Raw genomic sequence first — 25,219 nt, 5'->3', positions numbered from 1 at the left:
ATCGATCGGTTCGCACGATGCGAGCCGATCGGTTGGTATTTGTCTTGCGAGGCCGGGTAACAGCCGCCCGCGACGGCGCGAAAAAGCTTAGAGTTGCGGTCGAAAGCCACGGGGGGCGGTCGTGAGGAGTTCGGCGATGGCCGAGGTGCGCGCACAGGTCGGGGTGCTGGGCCCGGTGCAGCTCACCATCGATGGTGTACCGCAGCAGCTCGGCGGGCCGAAACAGCGTGCGGTGCTGGCCTATCTGGCCATCAACGCCAATCGGCCGGTTTCCGTCGACGCGCTCGCCGCCGCCGTCTGGGAGGAGTATCCGCCACCGGACGCCCGGGTGAGCCTGCACGCCATCGTCTCCAACCTGCGAAAACCCCTGCGCGACGGCGGAATCGACGCGCGCACCGTGCTGCAGCATATGGGCACCGGCTATCGCATCGTGGTCGATGACGCCGCCTGCGATGTCTTCCGCTTCCGCACCCGTCGCGAGGTCGGTCTGCGCGCCCTGGCCGCGGGCCGCTTCGCCGCCGCCACCACGGCGCTGTCCGAAGCGCTCGCGCAATGGCGGGGTCCGGTCCTGTCCGATCTGCGCGGACTCGGTTTCGCCGACGCCTACGCCGTGGCCCTGGACGATGAGCGCATCGGCGTCATCGAGGCCCGCGCCGAAGCCGATATCGCCCAGGGCCGCGCCGAATCCGTCATCGCCGAACTCGCGCTGCTGGTGCGCGATCACGCACTGCGCGAATCACTCTGGGAACAGCTGATCACCGCGCTCTACCTGGCCGGACGGCAATCCGACGCACTCGATGCCGCCCGCCGCCTGCGCGCCACACTCGCCGAGGAACTCGGCATCGATCCCGGCCATCGCATTCGCGAACTCGAGGCGCGCATCCTGCGCCAGGACCAGCTCACCGCCGGGGTGGTCGGGGCCGCCTCCGCGACCCGCGCCACCACCATCGTGGATCGCAGCTGGCATGAACCGGAGGCGATCCTGCGCGACCGCGACGGCAATGTCTATCCGATCTCCGGCACCGCCACCCGCATCGGACGACTCTCGGACAATGACATTCCCCTCGCTGACGGTCGGGTGAGCAGGCATCACGCGCTCATCGTCGATAACGGCATGACGTATGTGCTCAAGGATCTGCACTCCTCGAACGGTGTGTTCGTCGACGGGGTGCGAGTGGTGGACAGCGCCATCCTGGCCGATGGCGTGCGCTTGCGGATCGGCGATACCGAGCTGACCTTCGTGCTCGTCCGGGCCACCAGAGGCGTGTCCGCCGTCGAGGAATGAAACCTGTTCTAGACAAATATTGCTATTTGTCTTACCGTCGAATCATGAGTTCAATGGCGTCTCAGGAAGTTCGATTCGAGCTGATGTCCGGTGAGACCTGGCGTGACCCCTGGCCCACCTACACGGCCCTGCGGGACAACGATCCGGTGCACCGGGTCATCCCCGAGGGGCGCGAGCACGACGACTTCTACGTGCTGTCCCGGCACGAGGATGTGTACGCCGCCGCGCGAGACCCCGAAACCTATTCCTCCGCAGCCGGATTGACCGTCGACTACATGAGCCTGGAAGCGGCCGGCATCCCCATCCGCCCGTTCGTGTTCATGGATCCGCCCGAGCACACCGACTTCCGCCGCCGCGTCGCGGGCGGATTCACACCGCGCCAGGTGAATTCGGTCGAACCGGCGGTCCGGGCGTTCGTGGTGGAGCGCCTGGAACGACTGCGCGCCAACGGATCCGGCGATATCGTCGCCGAACTCTTCAAACCGCTGCCGACCATGGTGGTCGCGCACTACCTCGGTGTCCCGGAAGCCGATCGGGACCGCTTCGACGAATGGACCTACGCCATCGTCGGCGGTGCCGTGGACGGTGCCAAGATCGCCGCGGGTGGTGAATTGCCCTCTGCCCTTGGCGAAATGGTCGGTTACTTCGCCGAACTCATCGCCCGCCGCCGCGCCGAACCCGGCGATGACACCATCTCGCACCTGCTCGCCTCCGGCCTCGGCGAGGACGGCGACAATGAGGGCATCCTGGCCATCCTCGGTTTCGCCTTCACCATGATCACCGGCGGAAACGACACCACCACCGGCAATCTCGGCGGCGCGGTACAGCTGCTGCACCGGTATCCGGAACAGCGGCGACTGCTCGCCGAACATCCCGAACTCATTCCCGAGGCGGTGGAGGAATTCCTGCGCATGACCTCACCGGTGCAGGGTCTGGCGCGCGCGACAACCCGCGATGTGGAACTGCACGACACCATCATTCCCGCCGGGCGCAAGGTGCTGCTGCTCTACGGTTCCGCAAATCGCGATGAACGCGAATTCGGCCCCACCGCAGCCGAACTCGACGTGCGCCGCAATCCCAAGCGCATCATGACCTTCAGCCACGGCCATCACCACTGCCTCGGCGCGGCCGCCGCCCGCATGCAGGCCCGGGTCGCGCTGGAGGAACTCCTCACCCGCTGCCCCGACTTCGCCGTCGACCTCGACAATGTCACCTGGTCCAACGGCAACTACGTGCGCTGGCCCATGAGCGTCCCCTTCCGGGCCGTCGCGTAGCTCGCGCCGGTAGGGTCGGGCGAACGTTCGAAGGCCGAAGGGAGACAGCATGAGCCGGGACTGGCTGTCCGACGATCGGGCCGACCTGGCCGCCGAACGCATTCTCGACGCGGCGGCGGATCTGTTCGCCGAACGCGGGGTGACTGCGGTCGGCATGGGGGATATCGCCAAGGCGGCCGGGTGTTCGCGGGCCACGCTGTACCGGTACTTCGAGAACCGGCAGGCGGTGCGGCTGGCCTTCGTGCACCGCGAAACCCGGCGTATCTCGGCGCGCGTGGTGGATCAGGTGCGGGGTATCGAGGATCCGGGCGAGCGGATCATCGCCGCCATGCTCGGGGCCGTGCACCAGGTGCGTGCCGAACCGCTGCTCATCGCCTGGTTCCGGCCCGGTGAGGCGGGGGCGGCCGGACGCATCAGCCAGGATTCCGAGGTCATCGAATCCATCGCGGCGAATCTGTTCACCCCGACCGGGCTCACCGATCCCGAACGCAGCCGCCTGGCCCGCTGGCTGACGCGCATCATCGTCTCGCTGCTGTCCGCCCCCGGGCGCGATGACGAGGACGAACGCACCATGCTCGAGGAGTTCGTCGTTCCGATCATCACGCGCGCCTTCGCCTGAGCTGTTCGGCGCTGCCGATGCGGGCCGCGCTGCCGTTCCGGTAGCCCGGCTAAGGTAGTCGACCGTGTCCGCTCCAGAATCGCTCGCCGAAGTCCGCACCCGCATCGACGCCCTCGACGGGGAGCTGACCCGATTGCTGGCCGAACGGCAGCAACTCGTGCGTGCCGCCGCCGGATTCAAGAAGGATGAGCAGGCCGTGCGCGCCCCCGATCGCGTGGAGCAGGTCGTCTCGCTCGCCAAGGAACGCGCCGCGGCCGCCGGACTGGAACCCGCCGTCGCGGAAGCCGTGTGGCGGGCCATGATCGGCGCGTTCATCAACCTCGAACTCGACACCCACGCCGAAATCGGCCGCGGCTGAACCGGTTTCGGTCAGTGCGTGGCGCGATAGCCGGTGCGGTGACCGTAGATGCCCTCCGCGAGCATGGCGGCCAGATCACTCACCGCCGCGCGCGCGGGCTTCATGGGCATGGCGTGAAAGACATGCCAGAGTTTGCGGTACTCCCGATGCCGCAGTGGCGCACCGACTTTCGCCGCCATATCGGCGAGGCGGCGGCCGTCGCCCGATAGCGGATCATCGGTCGCCGAGTGCAGGACCATCGGGGGCAGGCCGATGAGATCCCCGTATATCGGGGACAGGGCGCGGCGTCGCTCGGCCGGGACACCCGGCAGATAGCCGTCCAGGCATTTCGCGATCACCTCGGGGGTGAGCAGCGGTTCGCGGGTGGGACCGCAGTGGAAGGCCGCCGAATCCGGTGAGAAATCCATCAGCGGGCAGATCATGCCGAGCACCGCGGGTGCGGGCAATGCCTCGTCCCGAATGCGCAGGCCGAGTTCCAGGGTGAGACCGCCGCCCGCCGAATCACCCGCCACCGCAATGCGTTCGGACGGAATGCCCCGCGCCAGCAGAGCCCGGTAGGCAGCCATCGCGTCCTCGATGGGCGCGGGATGCGGATGCTCCGGGGCGAGCCGGTAGTCGAGGGCGTAGACGGTGGTGTTCATATCCACCGCTAGCGGTCCGGTCAGCGGCCGCATCATCTTGGGGCTGCCCATGACGAAGCCGCCACCGTGCAGGTAGAGCACCGCCGCATCGGCGGGAGCACGTGGGGGAGTGAGGATTTCGACCGGAAGGCCAGCCAGTCGCCCGGCCGTGACAGTCACCCCCTTGCCCGCGCTCGCCGATGTCGTGCTCACGGTGGCGCGACGGCGCACCTCCACCCAGTCCGGGGCCGCGCCGAACCACCACGCACCCACGGCGCGGGACATCAGGCGGGTCAGGGAAATCAGCACCGGGCACTCACTTCTCGCTCAGGGCCGGGCGGCCCAGGTGGTAGTCGACGGCATCGGGTTGCCGCCGGATTCGCTTCTCGTACTGGTTCGGACTCCACGGCCACAGCTCCGGCAGCCCGTCCTTGCCCAGGTACCAGCTCTGACAGCCGGTGGTCCACACCGTGCCGGGGGCGGCGGCGCGCATCATGGCGTTGTAGCGGTCGGTGGCGGCGGCGGTGGGTGCGACGGTCTCGAATTCGCCTGCGCGCCAGCGCTTCAGCCAGCCGACAATGCGAGAGGACTGTGCTTCGGCGACCGCGGTCAGAGGATGGTTGGCGAAAGGGCTGTGCGGGCCGACCAGCATGAACAGATTCGGGAAGTCCGGCATCATCACGCCCTCGAAGGCGCGGGGGCCATTCGCCCAGGCTTGATCCAGGGTGCGGCCTTCGGTTCCGGTGATCGCCATCGGCCGCATATACGCGTGCGAATCGAATCCCGTTGCCAGCACCAGGATATCGAGTTCGTGCAGCTCGCCGTCGGCGGTCACCACACCGCCGTCCTTCACGTGATCGATACCGCTGGTGACCAATTCGACGTCCGCGCGCTGCACCACGCTGTAGAACCGATCCGACACCACCAGTCGCTTGCACATGGCCTGATAGTCCGGTGTCAGCTTGCGCCGCAACTCGGGATCCTTGACCGACCGCAGATTTCGCGCCACCACCCATTGGATGAAGGAGCGAATCCGGCCCGGATGCACCAGGCCCTGCGAAAAGGCCGCGAAGAAGCCGCGATTCATCTGATACGCCGCGGTGCCCAGCAGCGGCAGCCGCTGATAGAGCCGCTTCGTCACATCCCGGTACCGCTTATTGACCGTCGGCAGAATCCACTGCGGAGTTCGCTGGAACATCACGACCTTCGGCACCTTGCCGCCGAGCTCGCTGACCAATTGCGTTCCGGTGGATCCGGACCCGATGACGCCGACTCTTTTGCCGGTCAGGTCGACCGTGTGATCCCAGCGCGAGGAATGCATGACGGTTCCGGCGAAATCATCCAGCCCCGCGATATCCGGCCGCTTCGGCCGATGCAGGAATCCCGTTGCGCACAGGACGAAGTCGAAGATCCGCTCCGCGCCGTCGGAGGTGCGCACCCGCCACGTGCTGCCCTCGAAACGCGCGCCGACCACTTCGACGCCGAACCTCGTATGCGCGGGCAGCCCGTGTTCGCGCGCCACCCCGGCGAGGTAGTCCCGAATCTCCGGCCCGGCCGAATACAGTTGGGACCATTCGGGATTCATGGCGAAGGTGAACTGGTAATAGCGTGAAGGCACATCGCACACCAGTCCGGGATAGGTATTGTCGCGCCAGGTGCCGCCGTAATCGGCCGCCTTCTCGAAGATCGTGAAATCGGTGAATCCGGCTCGCCGCAGGGCCACCCCCATACAGATGCCGGAGATTCCGGCACCCACCACGGCGATACGTGGTTCGTTCATGCGACCGCAGCCTAGGTTCCTGTTCCGGTCTTCGGGAGACTTTTCGAGATATCAGTAGACATCCCGTCATTCGTTAGACGCAGTGTATAGCGAGTGCTAGCGTGTGCGCCAGATCACCAGCGCCAGCCAAGGAACAAATATGCGAGCACTCCAGTGGACCGGCCCCGAAAAAGTCGCGGTCAACGACATCCCGGTCCCCGATATCGGACCCAATGATCTGCTGCTGCGGGTCGGCGCCGCCGGTGTCTGCCACTCGGATGTGACCCTGGTGAACTTCCCGTACCAAATACGCGAGGAACCGCTCACCATCGGCCACGAGATCGCGGGCACCATCGAGGCCATCGGCTCCCATGTGAACGGTCGTGAGGTCGGCGAACGCGGACTCGTGTACCTGTTCTGGACCTGCGGCGTCTGCCGCGAATGCGTCAGCGGCAATGAGAACGTCTGCATCGCCGCCGGCCGCGTCGCCATGCCGCCCACCCCCGGCCTCACCGTCGAAGGCGGCATGGCGGAGTACGTGCGCATTCCGGCCAGCGCCTTCGTGCCGATCGGGGACCTGGACTTTCTGCAGGCCGCACCCGTTGCCGATGCCGCGCTCACCGCGTACCACTCCATTCGCGGGGCGCGAGATGTATTGCGCCCCGGCGGAACCGCCGTCGCCATCGGCATCGGCGGGCTCGGTCACGTCGCCGTGCAGATTCTCCAGGCCATCACCGGCGTACGGGTCATCGCCGTCGACGTCAGCCAGGACAAACTGGATCTGGCCGCCAAATGCGGTGCGGACCTTGGCATTCTGTCCGGCGAGGACACCTCGAAGCAGATTCTGGAACTCACCGGCGGGCGCGGCGCGGAAGCGGTGTTCGACTTCGTCGGCATCGACGCCACCGCGAAGATGGCGGTCGAGAGCGTCGCGCCCAATGGCGCGTACCGCATGATCGGCATCGGCGGCGGCACCCCGCCGGAGATCAATGCCGGTCCGGCGGGCGGCCCGGGCCTGCCCTGGGGCGCGACGGTGCGAAAGTCGCTGGGCGGCACCAGGGGTGACCTCTACGACTGCGTCGGTCTCGCGCAGGCGGGCAAACTGCATATCGAGATCGAGCGCTTCGATCTCGCCGAAGGTGCGGAAGCATTGCGCCGCTTGGACAATGGCGAGATCAACGGCCGCGCGGTGCTGGTGCCCTGACCCGGATTCACCATCCCCGAATCACCGATTCGGAAAACGACGCTCGAGCCAGGCTCGGGTCCTGGCGCTCGACGCATGCGCCACGATGGCGCGCTGCGCGTCCGGCGTGAGATGCGCCGAAAGCGTTGGGAGCCGCTGCCGTCCGGGCCGGCTCGCCAGATAGCGGACCGCACCCGTCAGGGCGCGGTCCGCGGGTGTGTCCGCCCCCGTGCGCACCGCCGTGCTCGTCACCATGTGCTCGGTCGCGCCCGCCGGCGCGCGACCCTCCGCGTTCTCCACCGCCCGCGCGATATCCGCGGGCTCCTCCTGATCCAGCAATTGCGCCGGAACCGCCTCGTGCGTGGGATATCCCGAGGAGTTCGCGGTGCCCGAGCCGTACCAGATCAGCACTCGCAGGATTCGATCGATCGGATCTGGATAACCGGATAGCAGGCGGTCGCGCACCTGTGCCAATTCGGGCTCGAGCAGCGGTACGCCTCGATCGGTGGTTTCCAGGAACATGGCGGTGTAGTCGGTGATCAGCAGGGCTTCGCGCAGCGCCGGTACGGCAACCGGGTCGCGCTCCACCGGTAGCGAGCGGGCATCACCGCGCATTTCCCGAATCTGCACCGCGCGGGCATCGGCCGGCACGCGGTCCAGCGCCGCCCGATCACCCGTGGCGCGCCCACCCCCGTCCTGCGTAGCAAACCCCAACGGGACCGGCCGGTTCCGGGCGAGACGTCATTCGAACCGTATTCGGGCGAATGTTGTCCGTCCAGTTGCTGAACTGGTTCGTACCAGTGGGTGATACGGTTCGGTGTGACGCCGACAACTCAGATCTCGCCCCGAGATCGAGAGCACCGACCGGGGCAGGACCAGGGTTTCTGTCTGCCGGTCACATGCGAAGGCGAACGAATCAGGTGCCGGGCGTTGCACGTCCGACGCCAACTGCATTGTTGCCGAGAAGTCAGACCTAGGAGACACAGTGGCGATATCGGATCCCAAGTCGGGAGCGCCAGGAGAACTGTCCCCCCGTGACAGCGGGTTATTCCGCACCAAATCCGTCGAACAGTCCATGCGGGACACCGACGAACCCGATGCCAAACTCCGCAAGGACCTGACCTCCTGGGACCTCACCATCTTCGGCGTGGCCGTGGTGGTCGGCGCGGGCATCTTCACCCTCACCGCGCGCACCGCCGGCAACCTCGCCGGACCGGCGGTATCGCTGGCCTTCGTCTTCGCCGCCGTCGCCTGCGGCCTGGCCGCGCTCTGCTACGCCGAATTCGCCTCCACCGTGCCGGTCGCGGGCAGCGCGTACACCTTCTCCTACGCCACCTTCGGCGAGATCGTGGCCTGGATCATCGGCTGGGACCTCATCCTGGAATTCGCGCTCGGCACCTCGGTCGTGGCCAAGGGCTGGTCGCAATACCTCGGCGTGGTCATGGGCGGACGGCAGCCCATCTGGCACTTCGGCTCGATCAAATTCGATTGGGGCGCAGTACTTCTCATCGCCGTGCTGGCCGTACTGCTGGCCCTGGGCACCAAGCTCTCCTCCCGCGTCTCGGCCGTGGCGGTCGCCATCAAGCTGGCCGTCATCGCCCTGGTCGTCGTGGTCGGCGCGACCTACTTCAAGGCCAGCAATCTGAAGCCGTTCATCCCGGAATCGGTGCCCAATACCGATGACTCCACCGGCAAACTGCATCAGACCCTGTTCCAGCTCGTCACCGGCGGCGGGCACAGCAGTTTCGGCTGGTACGGCCTGCTCGCCGCGGCCAGCATCGTGTTCTTCGCCTTCATCGGCTTCGACGTGGTCGCCACCGCCGCCGAGGAGACCAAGAACCCGCAGCGCAATGTGCCGCGCGGCATTCTCGGCTCGCTCGCCATCGTCACCGTGCTGTACGTGGTGGTCTCGCTGGTGCTGACCGGCATGGTGTCCTACAAGGATCTGCAGGGCGATGACGCCACCCTGGCCACCGCGTTCGCCATCAACGGCGTCACCTGGGCCAAGAACCTCATCTCCATCGGCGCGCTGGCCGGTCTCACCACCGTCGTGATGGTGCTGTTCCTGGGCCAGACCCGAGTGCTGTTCGCCATGGCCCGCGACGGACTCATGCCGCGCAAGCTGGCCAAGACCGGGCCCAAGGGCACCCCGGTGCGGATCACCGCCATCGTCGGCGTCATCTGTGCGGTGCTGGCCGGATTCGTGGACTTCGGCACGCTCGAGGAAATGGTCAATATCGGCACGCTCTTCGCATTCGTGCTGGTGTCCATCGGTGTGGTCGTACTGCGCCGCAGCCGCCCCGACCTGCCGCGCGGCTTCCGCGTGCCGCTGGTACCGCTGGTGCCGATCCTGTCCGTGATCGCCTGCGCCTGGCTCATGTTCAACCTGTCCGTGGAGACCTGGCTGCGGTTCGTGATCTGGATGGCGATCGGTTTCGTCATCTACTTCGCCTACAGCCGCAAGCACTCCCTGCTCGGCAAAGCGAATGCCAAGCAATAACTGAACGGTCGCTCGAGTTCGCTGCCGGTGGTGTGTCGTCATGACTCGACCTGGCGGGATGAGGTTCAATTGCACTCACTAGTGAGAGTTGCGCCACAAGTTCCGCCCTGTCAGCACCACCTCAGCATTCGAGAGGAATCGATCGTGAGCATGCTCCTCGCCACCGTGCACGAGACCTACACGACCGTGGTCGCGCAGATAGGCAATCCGACACCGGAGACCCCGCCGGTCGCGGACAAGCTGATGAAACTCGTTCGCTACTTCACCTGGTTCACCATGCTCTCCGGCGTCACCGCCATCACCTACGGCGGCGGGCGCTTCGCCTGGGAGAAGTGGAGCGGCGGCGGGCTGGAATCGCCGAAGATGGTGGCGGGAGCCATGATCGGCGGCGCGACGGCCACCAGCGCCGGAACGATCATGAATACGGTCATCGGCAGCTGAATCGGCCCCACTACGAGCACTCGACGGGTGCACCGGATTCCGGTGCACCCGTTGCGCTTTCCGGGCTAGGACTTACCGAGCATGCGGTTCATCTCGTCGATCTCAGCCTGCTGACTCGTGACGATGGCCTGGGCCATGGCCTTGGACTCGGCGTTGCCGCCACCCGCGAGTTCGGTATTCGCCATATCGATCGCGCCCTTGTGATGCTCGATCATCATTCGCATCCACATGGTGTCGAAGTCCGGGCCGGAGAGCTTCTCCAGCGCGGTCATCTGATCGGCGGTCATCATTCCGGCCATACCCTCGTGGCCCATGGTGGCGCTCGGCGCGCCCTTGCCGAAAGCCTGCAGCAGCGTGGTGATCTGCCGCATCTCCGGGGACTGGGCCTGCTCCACATTCTTGGCGAGGGTGATCAACTGCGGATTCTGCGAGCGCGACGGCACCAGCTTCGCCATCTCCACCGCCTGCGCGTGATGCGGATACATCATCTGCAGGAAGGTGATGTCGGCGGCGTTGAAATCGGTGCGGGTGGCGGGCTGCGCGGAGGTTGCCGTGCCGCCGCCGTGATTCATGCCGGGCATGGAAGCGCCGGTGCTGCTGGTGGTTTCGGGGGCCGAACTCGACGAATCATTGCTGGAACAGCCCGCGGCGATGACCGCGACGGCGGCGGTACCGGCGATGACGGCGAGCTTGATACGGCTGATGGTGAACATGCTTGAACTCCTTGGCAATTGCGGAGGATGAGAAAAAGGGCATGTGAAAGCGCGTCCGCGTGGGGAGTACGCGGTCGCGGCGGCCCATCAGATCCGCAGAATCGCCAAATCGGCCAGGGATAGCACCGTCCACGGTGGGGGACGGGCGCGGTGCGGGGGTAGTTGGCGCACCTTGGTCGCGGTCGCTTCACGCTGCCGCAGACCGAACCAGCCCAGCAGGGCCAGTCCGAGAGCGAGCAGCAGGGCGGTCAATACGAAGACGCAGCCGTGCAATCCGGCATGTCCGTCGCAATCGCCGCCGCAGCCGGGCACGGTCTGCTCGTGTGCGGTGCTCATGGTGAGAGGCGTGCCGACGGTCATGGTGAGCGGCTCGGGCATGGCAGCCGGGAGCGGCGCGGTCGCATGCGAGTCCGAGCCCATATGGGTCATTTCGCCGGAACCGCCGCCCATGCCGATGACCACCGCGTGCATGATCGCGATTCCGGCGAGCAGGGTGAACAGGCCGAATGCCCGGGTCAACCGGGTTCCGAGGGCCTGCTGTTCCACCACGGGAGCCATTCTAGTGCCGGGCACTCCGGCCGCCGCGATACCCCCGCCTGGTATTGACGCGAGGCGCGCCCGGGAACGCGCCGCCCTGAGGAAGTCGCCCTCGCCCGGTAGCCTGACGCCCGTGTCACAGCGCGAACTGGTCATTTTGGGAACAGCCAGTCAGGTACCGACCAAACAGCGCAATCACAATGGCTATCTGCTGCGCTGGGATGGCGAGGGCATGCTTTTCGACCCGGGGGAGGGCACGCAGCGGCAGATGATCTACGCCGGGGTCTCGGCCACCGATCTCACCCGCATCGGCATCACGCACTTCCATGGCGATCACAGCCTCGGGCTCGCGGGCGTGGTGCAGCGGATCAGCCTGGACAGGGTGCCGCATCCGGTCGACGTGTACTACCCGGCCTCGGGGGAGGAGTATTTCCAGCGGCTGTGCACCTCCACCGCGTATCACCAGACCGGGGAGCTGCGACCGCATCCGATCGCGGCGGCGGGTGAATTGGACGCGCCCGGAGCGCCTTTCACACTGCGCACCGCACCGCTCTCCCATCCGGTGGAGGCATTCGGGTATCGGCTCACCGAGGCCGACGGACGGCGGATCGTGCCGGAACTGCTGCGCGAATTCGGGCTGTCCGGACCGGTGGTCGGCCGACTACAGCGTGATGGCGAGGTCGAGATCGACGGGCGCACCATCTATCTCGACGAGGTCAGCGAATTGCGCCGGGGGCAGAGCTTCGCGTTCATCATGGACACCCGCATATGCGATGGGGTGCACGAACTCGCGGCCGGGGTGGACATGCTGGTCATCGAGGCCACCTTCGTCGACGCCGATACCCATCTGGCCACCGAATTCGGCCATCTCACCGCAGGGCAGGCGGGCGAGGTCGCGGCCCGCGCCGGTGCGCGCACCCTGGTGCTCACCCACTTCTCACAGCGCTATCGCTCACTCGACGACCATCTGTCCGAGGCGCGCAAAGAGTTCGACGGCGAGATCGTGGTCGCCGAGGATCTCATGCGAATTCCGGTGCCGCCCCGGCATTGAGCGGTGTTCACCGGTTGCCGAGCGGGTGGCCGGAAGTCGCAGGGGTGCGAAGTCGGCCGGGCCGTTTCGGTCCGGTTGGCGCGCGTGCATGATGGATTCCATGGATGCGCACGAGGAACTCATCGCCCTTGCCGACCGGTACTGGGACACCATGCTGGAGTCCGCGCCCAGTGAGGCAACACTGTTGGGGGACAGGCGTTTCGACGATCGGATCGAGGATCTGTCCGAAGCCGCCGAGCAGCGGTTGCTCGGTGCGTGGCGCGAGTTGATCACCGAGGTCGACGCCCTCGATCCCGAGCTGTTGAACGCCGAGGACCGCGTCACCCGCAGTCTGCTGCGCACCGAATTGGTCTCCGCCGCCGCCCAGCTGGAATGGCGGCCGGTGGAACTGGCCTCGGATCAGATGACGGGTGTGCACGCGGGCCTGCTCACCATGGCCCCGCAGCTCAACGCGCCCGCACCGGAGAACGCACTGGCGCTGGTGCGGCGCTTCCGGCAGTTCGGCGCACTCGTGGACCAGGCCGTCGCGCGCTTTCGCGCCGGGCTCGCCGCCGGTCGCACGCCCGCGCGCATCACCATCGAGCGGTCGCTCAATCAGCTCGACGGATACCTGGCCTCCGATATCGACGCCGATCCGTTCGCCACATTCGCCGGTCCGGCGGACTGGGATGGTGAAAAGGCTTGGCGCGCAGAGCTGGCCGAGGTGGTGCGCGAGGTCATCCGTCCCGCCTTCGCCGAATACCGCCGGGTGCTCGCCGAGGAACTGCTGCCGGTGGCCCGCCCCGATGAACAGCCCGGCCTGTGCTGGCTCGGCGATGACGGTGCGGACATCTACGGCCGCCTGCTCCGGCTGCACACCACGCTGCCCGATCTGGGCGCGGAGGAGATCCATCAGCTCGGACTGGACGAATTGGCCGGGCTGCGCGCCGAATACGCCGAAATCGGCGAGCGGCTCTTCGGCCTGACCGAGCAGAGCGAGATCTTCGCCCGGCTGCGCGAGGATTCGGCGCTGCGCTACGGCGACCGCGAGGAGATCATGGTCGAGGCGCGCGCCTGCCTGGCCGCCGCCAATGTCGAGATGGGCAAGTGGTTCGGCCGGCTGCCCGTGCAGTCCTGCGATATCGTGCCCGTCCCGGATTTCCTCGCGCCCGACGCGCCCGCGGCCTACTACTTCCCGCCCGCGGCCGACGGGTCCCGGCCCGGCGCGTACTTCGTCAACCTGCATGATCCCAAGGGCCGCAACAGGTATGAGACCGCGGCGGTCGCGTACCACGAGGCCATTCCGGGTCACCATCTCCAGCTCACCATCGCCAATGAGCTGGACCATCTGCCGCGCTTCCAGCGCATGTCCTTCTCCAATACCGCGTTCGTGGAGGGCTGGGCCCTCTACACCGAACGCCTGGCCGACGAAATGGGTTTGTACCCGGACGATCTGGCCCGCATCGGCATGCTCGCCGCCGACTCCTGGCGCTCCTGCCGCCTGGTGGTCGATACCGGTCTGCATGCCAAGGGCTGGACCCGCCAGCAGGCCATCGATTTCATGGTTGCCAATGCCCCGGTCGGTGTGGACGAGATCCGCACCGAAGTGGACCGCTATATCGCCATGCCCGGTCAGGCCGTCGCCTACAAGGTCGGCCAGCTCGAAATCCGCCGCCAGCGCGCCGCCGCACAGGAACGCCTGGGCGCGGACTTCGATATCAAGACCTTCCATGACGTGGTGCTGGGTTCGGGCTCGGTGAGCCTGCCGGTGCTACGAGAGCTCGCCGGATCGCTCTGATCCGGCGCCGGCGCGAGCCGCTCCCGCAGACGCGGCTCGCGCTCCGGTCTTCCGCCGTGCCGGGTATCGGCCGCGCCCAGGGCATTTCACCGGGACGCGCCCCATCGTCCCGGGATACGGACTATTTCACCGAGAGCGGAATAGCCGGGCGGTTTCTGTGTTCGACTCAACTGTTGAGTTGAGCTAACGAAAGGGGTTGCCCGTGACGGCGACCGAATCCGTGTCGGGCATCGGGTTGCGATCCGAACGCGGGCCGGTACTGGCCGCGATCATGCTGGCGACCTCGCTGGTGGCGCTGGATTCGACGGTGATCGCCACCGCGGTGCTGACGATCACCGATCAGCTGGGCGGGTTCTCGCAGTTCCCTTGGCTTTTCAGTATCTATCTGCTGGCACAGGCCGTGACCGTGCCCATCTACGGCAAGCTCGCCGATATGGTGGGCCGGAAACCGGTGATGCTCTTCGGGATCGCGGTCTTCGCGATCGGATCGCTGCTGTGCGGGCTCGCCACCAGCATGATCGGGCTGATCATCTTCCGGGCCATTCAGGGCATCGGCGCGGGCGCGGTGGGGCCGATGGCCATCACCATCGCGGGCGATATCTACACCGTGCAGGAGCGCGCCAATGTGCAGGCGTACCTGGCCAGCGTATGGGCGGCGTCCTCGGTGCTCGGTCCGCTGCTGGGCGGGGTGTTCTCCGAATACATCAGCTGGCGCTGGATCTTCCTGATCAATCTGCCGCTATCGGTCGTGGCGGGCTGGATGATCCTGCGCAAGTTCACCGAAAGCGCTCCGCGCGAACACCATCGGATCGACTATCTGGGCGCGGGGCTGCTCACCATCGGCGCGGGCGGTCTCATGCTGGCGCTGCTGGAGGGCGGTCAGGCCTGGTCGTGGACCGCACCGGCGAGCCTCGGACTCTTCGCGGGCGGCACGCTGATGCTCATCCTGTTCGTGTTGGTCGAGCGCAAGGCCGCGAATCCGATTCTGCCGCTGTGGGTTTTCACCCGCCGCATCCTGGTGGCCAGTAGCCTGGTCTCACTGCTGGTGGGCGCGATATTGCTCGGACTCACCTCGTACGTGCCGACTTTCGCGCAGGGCGTGCTCGGCGCCGGAGCGCTGATCGCCGGACTCACCGCCGGTGCGCTCACCATGGGCTGGCCGCTCACCGCCTCCCAGGCCGGAAAGGTGTACCTGCGCATAGGTTTCCGTGCCACCTCGGTGATCGGCAGTGTGCTCGCCGCGCTGGGCGCGGCCACCTTGCTGCTGGTGAACGAGGATTCCAGCCTGCTACAGGTGGCGCTGGGCTGTTTCGTGGTCGGCGCGGGCATGGGCCTGGTGGCCAGTCCCACCCTGATCGCCGCGCAGTCCAGCGCCGAATGGTCCGAGCGCGGCGTGGTCACCTCCACCAATATGTTCGCGCGTTCGCTGGGCAGCGCGCTCGGCGTGGCGATGTTCGGCGCACTGGTGAATTCGCGCATCGGTAGTACCGATCATCCGGCCCCGCAAGACCTCTCACCCGCCATCCACCTCGTCTTCCTCGGTGTCGCGGCCATGGCGGTGGTCATGATCGCGGCCGCCGCGATAATGCCGAAAACCGAGCGCGCAACGCCCGGGCAACCGCTCATCAAGCCGGAAACACGGCCCGATGGGACGGTTCGGCAATGATCTAGCACACTGTAGGTGTGGTTGAGGTCGAGGACGTGCTGAGCCGATTGCGGCGATATCCGGATGTGGAGGCGGTGAACCTCTACGCGGTCGACGCCGCCGATCGACTACTACTCGATGAGGCGGCCGACGCGCTGGCCGCCGCGGGTGATGACCGGGTGGCGGTGATCGATGACGGTTACGGCGCACTCACCCTCGGCGCGGCGGCGGCACACGATCTGCGCGGCCTGCGCGTGCACCAGGATCTGCTGACCGGTGAACTGGCACTGGCCAATAATGCGCGGCAGGCCGGCCTCACCGATCGCTACACCGTGTGCGAACTCGGTGAGCGTCTGCTCGCCGATGTCCGAGTTGTGTTGTGGCGGTTGCCGCGTGCGCTGTCCGGTATCGCCGAGACCGCCGACGCGATCGCCCGTTACGCCGCGCCCGAGGTCCGGGTGTACGCGGGCGGCCGGGATAAATACCTGACCCCGGCCATGAACGCGGTGCTGGCCGAATCCTTCGGTGCGGTGCAGGCCAGTCGGGGTCGCCAGAAATCCCGGGTGCTGCTCGCCACCGACCCGAAACCGGTTGGCGAACTGCGCTTTCCGCTGCGCAACCGGCTCGACGACCATGGTCTGGAAGTGGTCGCGCACGGTGCCGCCTTCTCCGGTTCGCGCCTGGATATCGGCACCCGCTTCCTGCTCGACTACCTCAAGCGGATGAAGCCCGATGCCCGCGATGCCATCGATCTCGGTTGCGGCACCGGCATTCTCGCGGTCGCGCTGGCCAAGGCGCGGCCCTGCATCCGCGTCACCGCGACCGATCAGTCGGCGGCGGCGGTCGCCTCCACCCGGGCCACCGCGGCGGCGAACGACGTGGCGGACCGCATTACCGTGCTACGCGACGATGCCATGTCCAGCGCTCCCGACAACAGCGCGGATCTGGTGGTCTGCAATCCGCCCTTCCACGTCGGCGCGGCCGTGCACACCGGTTCGGCCATCAAGATGTTCTCCGAGACCGGCCGGGTGCTGCGCCCGGGCGGTGAACTCTGGACCGTCTACAACACCCACCTCAACTATCGGGGTGTGATGGAACGCCTGGTCGGCAAGACCGAGGTCATCGGCCGCAATCGCAAGTTCACGGTCACCCGTTCGGTGCGCGGCCTGCACACCTGAGGCCGCCTGGCCGGTACTCGGCGGCCGACAGCACAATGGGGTACATGGGACGAATTGATCTTCGTATCTTCACCGAACCCCAGCAGGGCGCCAGCTATGACACCCTGCTGAGCGTGGCCAAGGCCACCGAGGACCTGGGCTACGACGCCTTCTTCCGCTCCGATCATTACCTGGCCATGGGCTCGGCCGACGGCCTGCCCGGACCCACCGACGCCTGGATCACCCTGGCCGGTCTGGCCCGCGAGACCGAGCGGATCCGCCTCGGCACCCTGGTCACCGCCGCCACCTTCCGACTGCCCGGCGTGCTGGCCATCCAGGTCGCACAGGTCGACGCCATGTCCGGCGGCCGCGTCGAATTCGGTTTGGGCGCAGGCTGGTACGAGGGCGAGCACACCGCCTACGGCATTCCGTTCCCCGCCGACAAGTTCCCGCGCTACGAGGAGCAGCTGGCGATCATCACCGGGCTGTGGGGCACCCCGGCGGGGGAGACCTTCTGCTTCGACGGCGAGCACTACACGCTGCGGGACTCTCCGGCCCTGCCCAAGCCCGCGCAGTCCAAGATCCCCGTGGTCATCGGAGGTATGGGCGCCAAGCGCACCCCGCGCATCGCGGCGAAGTACGCCGATGAGTTCAATGTCCCCTTCCAATCCGCCGAGACCTGCGCCGAACAGTTCGAGCGGGTGCGCCGCGCGGCCAAGGAGGCCGGGCGCGATCCGCAGGAGATCACCTTCTCCAATGCCCTGGTCGCCTGTGTCGGCGCGACCGACGCCGAGGTGGAGCAGCGCGCGGCGGCCATCGGCCGGGATGTGGACGAATTGAAGGCCAACGGCCTCGCGGGCAGCCCGGAGGAAGTGGTCGACAAGATCGGCCGCTATGCCGAGATCGCCGGTACGACCCGCGTCTACCTGCAAATTCTGGATCTGAACGACCTCGATCACCTCGAATTGATCGCCGATCGAGTGATGAGCCGACTGGGCTGAGCCGACCGTCTCGAGTGCCGGGTTCGCATGCCGATCGGGCTCGGCCGGGTGACCGGATCGGGCGCATTTCCGGGCCGACCGGTCGGCATACAGGGTAAAGCTCGGGTAAAGTCCACTGTGTCCGATCCGTGGCGGTTCGGGAACTCGCCATAGCCACCTCACGTTGGACAGGTAGAACGAGGCCACGACATTCGTGGGCCGCGACTCCAGAAAGGGAAGCGCCTTGCGCACCACTTCCAACCCGGTCTTCCGGAACTTGTCGCCGCAGCAGAACGGCGGCTACGCCGGCTTCGGCTCGGCCCCCACTGGAGCCGGGCCGTCCGCACCTCAGTACGGTCAGCAGCCCCCGCAGTACGGGCAGACGCAGTACGGTTCGCAGCCGCCCATGTACCCGCCCACCGGTGGCGGCTACCAGCAGCCCTACCAGCCCGCGGTCCCGACCACCCGGCCCATGACCATCGACGATGTCGTCACCAAGACCGGCATCACGCTCGGCGTGGTCACCGTCGCGGCGATCATCTCGTACGCGCTCACCTCGGCCAACCACAGCCTCGCCGCACCGCTCGCCCTGGGCGGCGCGCTCATCGGCTTCGTGCTGGCCATGGTCGTCAGCTTCGGGCGTAAGTACAACCCGGCCCTGGTGCTCAGCTACGCGGCGTTCGAGGGCCTGTTCCTCGGCTCGCTGTCGTTCATGTTCACCAATATCTCGTTCGGCGGCGCGGGTGGCTCCGGGCTGATCGCGCAGGCCGTGCTCGGCACCTTCGGCGTGTTCTTCGGCATGCTGATCGTCTACAAGACCGGTGCGATCCGCGTCACCCCGCGCTTCACCCGCATGATGGTCGGCGCCATGATCGGCGTGCTGGTGCTCATGCTCGGCAACCTGATCGCCGGTTTCTTCACCCCGGGCGGCTTCGGTCTGCGCGACGGTGGCACCGTGGCGATCATCTTCAGCCTGGTCTGCATCGGCATCGCGGCCTTCAGCTTCCTGCTGGACTTCGACGCCGCCGATCAGATGATCCGTGCCGGTGCGCCCGAAAAGGCCGCGTGGGGTGTGGCATTCGGCCTGACCGTCACCCTGGTGTGGCTGTACGTCGAGATCCTGCGCCTGCTGTCGTACTTCAACAGCAATAACTAGCGCTCGAAACGCCAAGGGCGGGTACCGGTTTCCGGTACCCGCCCTTTCGTTTGCGCCGAGCTCAGCCTTCGAGCACATCGGTGGAGACGTGATCCTTACCGCAGTCCTCCGCGAGAATCGCTGTGCCACGGGCATTCCCGGTGCGCAGCGGCAGGATCGCCTGGTACGCCTCGGACCGGTACCAGTCCTGAACCGCCTGGTAGTCCGGGAATTCGATGACGACCGCCAACGCGTTCTCCGGCCCCTCCACCGAGAGCTGATTCCCGCCGTGCACGAGGAATTTCCCGCCGAATGGGGCCAGGGTCGAATCGATGCGCTCGAGGTACTCCACGATATCGGCGTTGATGTCGACGTCGTACAGATGGGCAATGGCGTAACCGGGCATCTCGCGCTCCTGGAGTGGTACTGCGTTGTTGCTCTTCAGTTTTCCGCTCCGAGGTAGCGAAGTCGATTACCTCATAGGTAATAACGAAGAACGGTCCCGCACCGAAGTGCGGGACCGTTCAACGAGTCTCGGGGGCTATCAGCTGAGGCGCTCGATGATCATCGCCATGCCCTGGCCGCCACCCACACACATGGTCTCCAGGCCGAACTGCTTGTCCTGGGTCTGCAGGTTGTTGATCAGGGTGGCGGTGATGCGGGCGCCGGTCATGCCGAACGGGTGGCCCAGCGCGATCGCGCCACCGGAGACGTTCAGCTTGTCGTGGTCCATGCCCAGCTCCCGCGCGGAGCCCAGCACCTGAACGGCGAACGCCTCGTTGATCTCGTACAGGTCGAGATCGCCGATGGTCATATTGGCGTTGTTCAGGGTCTTGCGCACGGCCTCGATCGGGCCCAGGCCCATGATCTCCGGCGACAGGCCGGAGACGCCGGTGGCCACGATGCGGGCCAGCGGGGTCAGGCCCAGCGCCTTGGCCTTGGTGTCGCTCATGACGACCAGCGCGGCGGCGCCGTCGTTCAGCGGGCAGGCGTTACCGGCGGTGACGGTGCCGTCGGCGCGGAAGACCGGCTTCAGCGTCGAGAGCTTCTCGTAGGTGGTGCCGGCGCGCGGGCCGTCATCGGCGGTGACGATGGTGCCGTCGGGCAGGGTCACCGGGGTGATCTCACGCTCGAAGAAACCGGACTTGATGGCGTCCTCGGCGCGGTTCTGCGAACGCACGGCCCAGTGGTCCTGATCCTCACGCGAGATGCCGGTGAAGGTGGCGACGTTCTCGGCGGTCTGGCCCATGGCGATGTACACGTCCGGGAGCAGGTCGTTCTCGCGCGGGTCGGTCCAGGTGGCGTTCGACTCGGCGGTGGCCTTGGTGCGGGCCTCGGCGTCGGCGAAGGTCAGGTTGTGGGTGTCCGGCCAGCCGTCGGCGGTGCCCTTCGGGAAGCGCGAAACCGTCTCGACGCCAGCGGAAATGAACACATCGCCCTCGCCCGCCTTGATGGCGTGGAAGGCCATCCGGGTGGTCTGCAGCGAGGAGGAGCAGTAGCGGTTCAGGGTGACACCGGGCAGGTAGTCGTAGCCCAGCTGCACCGCGACCGCGCGGGCCATATTGAAACCGGCCTCACCGGCGGGCTGGCCGCAGCCCAGGATGAGGTCTTCGACATCGCTCACGGCCAGGCCGGGGACCTTGTCGAGGGCGGCCTGCACCATCTGGGCGGCCAGGTCGTCCGGTCGCATACCCACGAGCGAACCCTTGCCTGCGCGGCCGATGGGCGAGCGGGCGTACGAAACGATAACGGCCTCAGCCATGAGGACTCCTTAAGTGCAGGGGGTTGAACCACTTCGAATCTACGACGGGTGTGTCGAGCATCAAACATCCGGTATGCCCGTATCCCAATGACTGAACGGTGAAATATCCCTCATTGCACGTCGAACTCGCCCCGCTGGGGGATGTTGGCCATGTCCGTGTAGGAGGTCACCACGATGTGCCCGGGGCCGGTGTCCTGGTACTGCGCGTACTGGATGCTGCCGTAGATGCCCGCGACGACGGTTACCCGGTATTCGCCGGTGGCCCCGGTGTTCATATTGCGCCAGGCGACCGTGGTCACGTTCTCGCACAGCGGCGCGAAGCTGTACTCGCCCGGGCCGTAGCCGACGATCGGGGTGGCGCGCACATTGAAGATCGCGCGCCCCGGCCAGTTCGGATCGGTATCGGTCCAGACCCGGACGCTGCCGCCGCAGAGTCCGTCCCGGAACATGGTCGGTACCTGGGGGAATTCGACGGTCCGGGCTTGCGCCGCGGGCGCGCAAACGATCATGGTCGCCCCGGTCAGGCAACCGAGCAGCAGGGCAGCGCGCACACGGGTCGGCGTCCTCATGCGGCGATGGTAATTTCCCGCGACCGTGAGATCGCCGACGTGCGCGCAAGCCCCCATCTCCTTTCTGCAACGATGAGGGGTATGCGCATTGCTGACTCCGTCGTCGATCTGATCGGAAACACCCCCCTCGTCCGGTTGAACTCCGTGGTGGGCCCGAACTCCGGACTGGTCGCGGCGAAGGTCGAGTACCTGAACCCCGGTGGCAGCTCCAAGGACCGCATCGCCGTCAAGATGATCGATGCCGCCGAAGAGGCCGGACTGTTGAAGCCCGGCGGCACCATCGTCGAGCCGACCTCCGGCAATACCGGCGTCGGCCTGGCCCTGGTGGCCCAGCAGCGCGGGTACAAGTGCGTATTCGTCTGCCCGGACAAGGTTTCCGAGGACAAGCGAAACGTGCTGCGCGCCTACGGCGCCGAGGTCGTGGTCTGCCCGACCGCGGTCGCGCCGGAGGATCCGGACAGCTACTACAACGTCTCCGATCGCCTGGTGCGCGAGATCGAGGGTGCCTGGAAGCCGAACCAGTACTCCAACCCGGGCGGTCCGGAATCGCATTACGAGACCACCGGTCCCGAGATCTGGGCCGATACCGAGGGCAAGGTCACGCACTTCGTGGCGGGCGTCGGCACCGGCGGCACCATCACCGGCACCGGCCGCTACCTGAAGGAGATCTCGGGCGGCAAGGTCAAGGTCATCGGCGCCGACCCCGAGGGCTCGGTGTACTCCGGCGGCACCGGCCGCCCGTACCTGGTCGAGGGTGTGGGCGAGGACTTCTGGCCGTCCGCCTACGACCCGGCCATCCCGGACGAGATCATCGCGGTCTCCGACGCCGACTCCTTCGAGATGACCCGCCGCCTCGCCCGCGAAGAGGGCCTGCTGGTCGGCGGCTCCTGCGGTATGGCCGTGGTCGCGGCGCTCAAGGTCGCCGAGCGCGATCCCGATGCCGTGGTCGTGGTGCTGCTCCCGGACGGTGGCCGCGGCTACCTGTCCAAGATCTTCAACGATCAGTGGATGAGCTCCTACGGGTTCCTGCGCTCGCGCCTGGACGGGTCCACCGCCGAGGTGCATGTGGGAGATGTGTTGCGCGGCAAGTCCGGTGAACTGCCGGACCTGGTGCACACGCATCCGCAGGAGACCGTGCGCGATGCCATCGAGATCCTGCGCGAATACGGCGTCTCGCAGATGCCGGTCGTCGGCGCGGAACCGCCGGTGATGGCGGGCGAGGTCGCGGGCAGCGTGACCGAGCGCGATCTGCTCTCGGATGTGTTCGAGGGTCGTGCCAAGCTCACCGATTCGGTGGCCCAGCACATGAGCGCGGCCTTCCCGCTCATCGGTGCGGGCGAACCGGTTTCGGCCGCGACCAAACTGCTCGAGCACACCGACGCCCTGATGGTCGTCGATGACGGCAAGCCGGTCGGCGTCATCACCCGCCACGATCTGCTGGGCTTCCTCAGCGACGGAGTGCTCAGCTAAGAGCGACAAGCACTTTGCGCCCGCCGCACCGGATCGGTGCGGCGGGCGTTGCTTATTCCGGTGTCTTCGCTGCGGGGATGCTGCTGGATCAGGCGCTTGGCGTGGGGCTTCTCCCGGTGAATTACTCCCGTGTGATTTGTGGCCTCGCACTTGGGGATTCGGTTATGCATCAGAACTCACAGCAGGGCTGCGGGCTAGGTAACTGATGCGTTACTGTCCGTTCATGGGCGGCGGGCAGGATCGGCTCGTATGAACTGGAGGCAGGCGCTCACCTGGGTGGCACTGGCGAGCGCGGTGCTCGCCGGTGCGGCACTGCTGGACCGGGTCGGGTTTCCCGCCCCGCAGATGATTCTGGCGATCGTGGCCGGCGCCGCGCTCGCGCTCAGCGGGCGGCTGCCGAAACCGCTTCCGGTGCAGGTAAATCTGGGTGTGCAGGGCATGCTCGGGGTGGTCATGGGCAGCTATCTGCAGATATCGCTGCTGACTTCGATCGGGTGGGATCTGCTGCCCGTGGCCGCGGTGACCGTGGCCACCATCTTCCTGAGTGTCGGGGTCGCGCTGGTGTTCGCGCGGGCCACCAAGGTGGATGTGCCGACCGCGACGCTGGGGATGCTGGCCGGTGGCTCGGCCGCGGTGGTGGCCGCCGCCGATGAACTCGACGCCGATCCGCGCCGGGTGGCGTTCATGCAGTATCTGCGGGTGGCGCTGGTCGCGCTGAGCGCACCGGCGGTCGCCGCACTGCTCGATGATCAAGAGGGAATCGCCTACAGCACAGCGACTCTCGGCGGTTCGGTGACGGATCCGGATCTGCCGTACTGGATGATCGTCGGCCGCGGTGATCAGGTCGCGGGCATCTCCACCGCGATCATGCTGTGCGTGCTGGGGATATGGGTCGGCCGCCGGATCGGCCTGCCCAATGCGGCGCTGCTGGGTCCGATGCTGCTCACCGCGGTGCTGACCGCGACCGGTATCAGCCACGGTTACGCGCCCACGCATCTGTTCAAGGATCTGCTGTTCGTGCTCATCGGTTTCGATGTCGGCACCCGCTTCACCCGCCGGGTGGTGCGCGAGATGGCGCGGATGATCCCGGCCATGACCGCCGCGGTGCTCGCGCTCTCGGTGCTGGTGGCCGGATTGGCTTTGGGCCTGGCCTATTTCGTCGATCTGGAGATGTCGGACCTGTACCTGGCCACCACGCCCGGCGGTATCAACGCGGTGCTGGCGACCGCCGACAAGATGAACGCGAACCTGCCGCTCATCACGAGTGTGCAGACCATCCGGCTGCTGCTCATGATGCTCATGCTCCCGCTGCTGATGCGCGCCCTGCGCAGATTCGGTTCGCCCGCGCCGGTGCCCGCCCCGGCATGGCAGCCCGGTTCGGACCGGGCCGCCTGAACCGCACGGGCGCAAGGCTCTGCTGACCTCACAGACGGATCGGAGGGCCGCTGGGGCGGTCGGGGGAGCTTCGGTAACGAAACGGTCTCGTAGCACCGTCTGGACGCCCGGAAGCCGGTCTCCGAATCGGCTCATCTGTCGTCGCCGCAGGACTCGGCATTCTCCTCGGCCGGGCCGGTGCGGGCGACCCTGATCAATTCGATGATCACCGTGATTGGCCCGTGATCGGTGGTTGCTGAATGCTCGCTAAGAGCATGCGAAACGCCGAAATAACGGCCAATACGGGTATATCGGCAATTAGGGTCTAAATTCTTCTGTGATCTAAAACACTAACTAGTTTGAATTGAATCACCAGGTCAGTGCTTGTATTAATGCAGGTCCTTGGGTTGCCAAGCTAGCCGGTTCATCTTCTGTTCAACTTTGGTTCAGGCTGTGTTAACTAAGCGCAATCAAGCTGTGACCTTGTTGGAAACAGACCACAAGTCTGGTTGACGCAAGGAGATGTCGACACACATGCGGAACGTGAACACGACAACGGTGCGATGAGGCGCCGCGGCCCGAAGCGGCCGGCACGTACTTCGCAAGTCTCCTAGAGCGTCGAGTTTCCCTGGCCCGCAATGGGTCTCACAACAGCAACGCGAAACAGCCCCAGCGCCACCGGTGCCCGTCGAGAGACGCCCGCTTGGTTCCGCGCTGCCTTTTCCAGGCCTGCGAGCCCAGAAACCGAACAGGAATCCAAATTCGCCATGCCCACGAACGCCATGACTGCTCTGCGTGACCCTGCTAGACGTAGCAAGGTGGTTGCCGCCGCCCGTACGGCCGGTACCGCCGCCCTTGCTCTCGGAGTCTTCGGCTCCATTATCACCGCCGCCGGCGCCGCGAACGGCGACGTGCACCCGGTCGCCCTGAAGCAGACCCTCGCCGCGGCCGCTCCCGCCGTGCACGTCCCGGCCAATGAGCAGCCCGCCGCGCCCGCCCCGGCCGCCGCC

At 66.7% G+C, this 25,219-nt stretch carries 23 protein-coding genes and 1 pseudogene; 16 read left to right on the top strand and 8 right to left on the bottom strand.

The window, feature by feature from the left end:
• Positions 1-136: 136 nt before the first annotated feature.
• The 4 genes from AB0L82_RS26705 to AB0L82_RS26690 all read left to right on the top strand — a co-directional run bounded on the left by AB0L82_RS26705 (position 137) and on the right by AB0L82_RS26690 (position 3,536).
• Positions 137-1,285, top strand: a complete 1,149-nt coding sequence (locus tag AB0L82_RS26705) for a BTAD domain-containing putative transcriptional regulator (RefSeq protein ID WP_364641895.1) — start codon at positions 137-139, stop codon at positions 1,283-1,285.
• A gap of 44 nt (positions 1,286-1,329) precedes the next feature.
• Positions 1,330-2,559 (top strand): cytochrome P450, encoded by a 1,230-nt coding sequence (locus AB0L82_RS26700; RefSeq protein WP_364641892.1) that lies wholly within the window; start codon positions 1,330-1,332, stop codon positions 2,557-2,559.
• Between the two features lie 49 nt (positions 2,560-2,608).
• On the top strand, positions 2,609-3,178 hold the full coding sequence (locus AB0L82_RS26695) for a helix-turn-helix domain-containing protein (protein WP_364641889.1): 570 nt from the start codon (positions 2,609-2,611) through the stop codon (positions 3,176-3,178).
• 64 nt (positions 3,179-3,242) lie between these two features.
• The gene (locus AB0L82_RS26690; protein WP_364641886.1) at positions 3,243-3,536 is read left to right on the top strand and encodes a chorismate mutase; all 294 of its coding nucleotides are present in this window, start codon (positions 3,243-3,245) and stop codon (positions 3,534-3,536) included.
• A gap of 11 nt (positions 3,537-3,547) precedes the next feature.
• Here AB0L82_RS26690 and AB0L82_RS26685 read toward each other — a convergent pair whose 3' ends face one another.
• Together AB0L82_RS26685 and AB0L82_RS26680 are read right to left on the bottom strand one after the other, a co-directional pair.
• Positions 3,548-4,465 (bottom strand): alpha/beta hydrolase, encoded by a 918-nt coding sequence (locus AB0L82_RS26685; RefSeq protein ID WP_364641883.1) that lies wholly within the window; start codon positions 4,463-4,465, stop codon positions 3,548-3,550.
• 7 nt (positions 4,466-4,472) lie between these two features.
• Positions 4,473-5,936, bottom strand: coding sequence for an NAD(P)/FAD-dependent oxidoreductase (locus tag AB0L82_RS26680; protein WP_364641880.1), 1,464 nt, complete (start codon positions 5,934-5,936; stop codon positions 4,473-4,475).
• A gap of 139 nt (positions 5,937-6,075) precedes the next feature.
• On the opposite strand from AB0L82_RS26680, the gene AB0L82_RS26675 reads away from it, so the two are divergent.
• Complete coding sequence (locus AB0L82_RS26675) at positions 6,076-7,119, top strand: NAD(P)-dependent alcohol dehydrogenase (RefSeq protein WP_364641877.1); 1,044 nt, start codon at positions 6,076-6,078, stop codon at positions 7,117-7,119.
• Positions 7,120-7,140: 21 nt separating this feature from the next.
• Here the strand turns inward: AB0L82_RS26675 and AB0L82_RS26670 are convergent, their stop codons facing one another.
• Entirely contained in the window at positions 7,141-7,749 is a 609-nt protein-coding gene (locus AB0L82_RS26670) for a hypothetical protein (RefSeq protein WP_364641874.1), read from the bottom strand.
• Positions 7,750-8,173: 424 nt separating this feature from the next.
• Here AB0L82_RS26670 and AB0L82_RS26665 point away from each other — a divergent pair, with 424 nt between their 5' ends.
• Both AB0L82_RS26665 and AB0L82_RS26660 read left to right on the top strand, forming a co-directional pair.
• On the top strand, positions 8,174-9,598 hold the full coding sequence (locus AB0L82_RS26665) for an amino acid permease (RefSeq protein WP_364642954.1): 1,425 nt from the start codon (positions 8,174-8,176) through the stop codon (positions 9,596-9,598).
• 150 nt (positions 9,599-9,748) lie between these two features.
• Positions 9,749-10,039 (top strand): hypothetical protein, encoded by a 291-nt coding sequence (locus tag AB0L82_RS26660; protein ID WP_153804144.1) that lies wholly within the window; start codon positions 9,749-9,751, stop codon positions 10,037-10,039.
• Between the two features lie 65 nt (positions 10,040-10,104).
• Here the strand turns inward: AB0L82_RS26660 and AB0L82_RS26655 are convergent, their stop codons facing one another.
• Both AB0L82_RS26655 and AB0L82_RS26650 read right to left on the bottom strand, forming a co-directional pair.
• Positions 10,105-10,752 (bottom strand): DUF305 domain-containing protein, encoded by a 648-nt coding sequence (locus tag AB0L82_RS26655; protein WP_364641871.1) that lies wholly within the window; start codon positions 10,750-10,752, stop codon positions 10,105-10,107.
• 87 nt (positions 10,753-10,839) lie between these two features.
• Positions 10,840-11,301 (bottom strand): DUF6153 family protein, encoded by a 462-nt coding sequence (locus AB0L82_RS26650; protein ID WP_364641868.1) that lies wholly within the window; start codon positions 11,299-11,301, stop codon positions 10,840-10,842.
• A gap of 121 nt (positions 11,302-11,422) precedes the next feature.
• Here AB0L82_RS26650 and AB0L82_RS26645 point away from each other — a divergent pair, with 121 nt between their 5' ends.
• The 6 genes from AB0L82_RS26645 to AB0L82_RS26620 all read left to right on the top strand — a co-directional run bounded on the left by AB0L82_RS26645 (position 11,423) and on the right by AB0L82_RS26620 (position 19,055).
• Positions 11,423-12,340: a ribonuclease Z gene (locus AB0L82_RS26645; RefSeq protein WP_364641865.1), complete on the top strand. Its 918-nt coding sequence runs from the start codon at positions 11,423-11,425 to the stop codon at positions 12,338-12,340.
• 100 nt (positions 12,341-12,440) lie between these two features.
• Positions 12,441-14,117: a DUF885 domain-containing protein gene (locus AB0L82_RS26640; protein WP_364641862.1), complete on the top strand. Its 1,677-nt coding sequence runs from the start codon at positions 12,441-12,443 to the stop codon at positions 14,115-14,117.
• 202 nt (positions 14,118-14,319) lie between these two features.
• Positions 14,320-15,783 (top strand): MDR family MFS transporter, encoded by a 1,464-nt coding sequence (locus AB0L82_RS26635; protein WP_364641859.1) that lies wholly within the window; start codon positions 14,320-14,322, stop codon positions 15,781-15,783.
• Positions 15,784-15,800: 17 nt separating this feature from the next.
• Positions 15,801-16,940, top strand: coding sequence for a class I SAM-dependent methyltransferase (locus AB0L82_RS26630; protein ID WP_364641856.1), 1,140 nt, complete (start codon positions 15,801-15,803; stop codon positions 16,938-16,940).
• 53 nt (positions 16,941-16,993) lie between these two features.
• A complete protein-coding gene (locus tag AB0L82_RS26625; RefSeq protein WP_364642952.1) occupies positions 16,994-17,920 on the top strand; it encodes an LLM class F420-dependent oxidoreductase in 927 nt (308 codons plus the stop codon).
• A 223-nt stretch (positions 17,921-18,143) separates the two neighbouring features.
• Positions 18,144-19,055, top strand: a complete 912-nt coding sequence (locus tag AB0L82_RS26620; RefSeq protein ID WP_364641853.1) for a Bax inhibitor-1/YccA family protein — start codon at positions 18,144-18,146, stop codon at positions 19,053-19,055.
• A gap of 61 nt (positions 19,056-19,116) precedes the next feature.
• On the opposite strand, the gene AB0L82_RS26615 is transcribed toward AB0L82_RS26620, so the two are convergent.
• The 3 genes from AB0L82_RS26615 to AB0L82_RS26605 all read right to left on the bottom strand — a co-directional run bounded on the left by AB0L82_RS26615 (position 19,117) and on the right by AB0L82_RS26605 (position 21,365).
• Entirely contained in the window at positions 19,117-19,440 is a 324-nt protein-coding gene (locus AB0L82_RS26615; protein ID WP_364641850.1) for a DUF1330 domain-containing protein, read from the bottom strand.
• 138 nt (positions 19,441-19,578) lie between these two features.
• Complete coding sequence (locus AB0L82_RS26610; protein ID WP_364641847.1) at positions 19,579-20,796, bottom strand: acetyl-CoA C-acetyltransferase; 1,218 nt, start codon at positions 20,794-20,796, stop codon at positions 19,579-19,581.
• A 110-nt stretch (positions 20,797-20,906) separates the two neighbouring features.
• Positions 20,907-21,365 carry a hypothetical protein gene (locus tag AB0L82_RS26605; RefSeq protein WP_364641844.1) on the bottom strand — a complete coding sequence of 153 codons (459 nt, stop codon included), beginning with the start codon at positions 21,363-21,365 and terminating at the stop codon, positions 20,907-20,909.
• An 81-nt stretch (positions 21,366-21,446) separates the two neighbouring features.
• Here AB0L82_RS26605 and AB0L82_RS26600 point away from each other — a divergent pair, with 81 nt between their 5' ends.
• The 3 genes and pseudogenes from AB0L82_RS26600 to AB0L82_RS26590 all read left to right on the top strand — a co-directional run.
• A complete protein-coding gene (locus tag AB0L82_RS26600) occupies positions 21,447-22,835 on the top strand; it encodes a cystathionine beta-synthase (RefSeq protein ID WP_364641841.1) in 1,389 nt (462 codons plus the stop codon).
• Positions 22,836-23,084: 249 nt separating this feature from the next.
• Positions 23,085-24,230, top strand: a complete 1,146-nt coding sequence (locus tag AB0L82_RS26595) for an AbrB family transcriptional regulator (RefSeq protein WP_364641838.1) — start codon at positions 23,085-23,087, stop codon at positions 24,228-24,230.
• A gap of 797 nt (positions 24,231-25,027) precedes the next feature.
• Positions 25,028-25,219, top strand: a pseudogene (locus AB0L82_RS26590) (hypothetical protein); the annotation flags it as partial.

The sequence above is a fragment of the Nocardia sp. NPDC052001 genome (assembly GCF_040680615.1).
Lineage (GTDB): Bacteria > Actinomycetota > Actinomycetes > Mycobacteriales > Mycobacteriaceae > Nocardia.
This window is presented reverse-complemented; position numbering and strand designations above follow the sequence as displayed.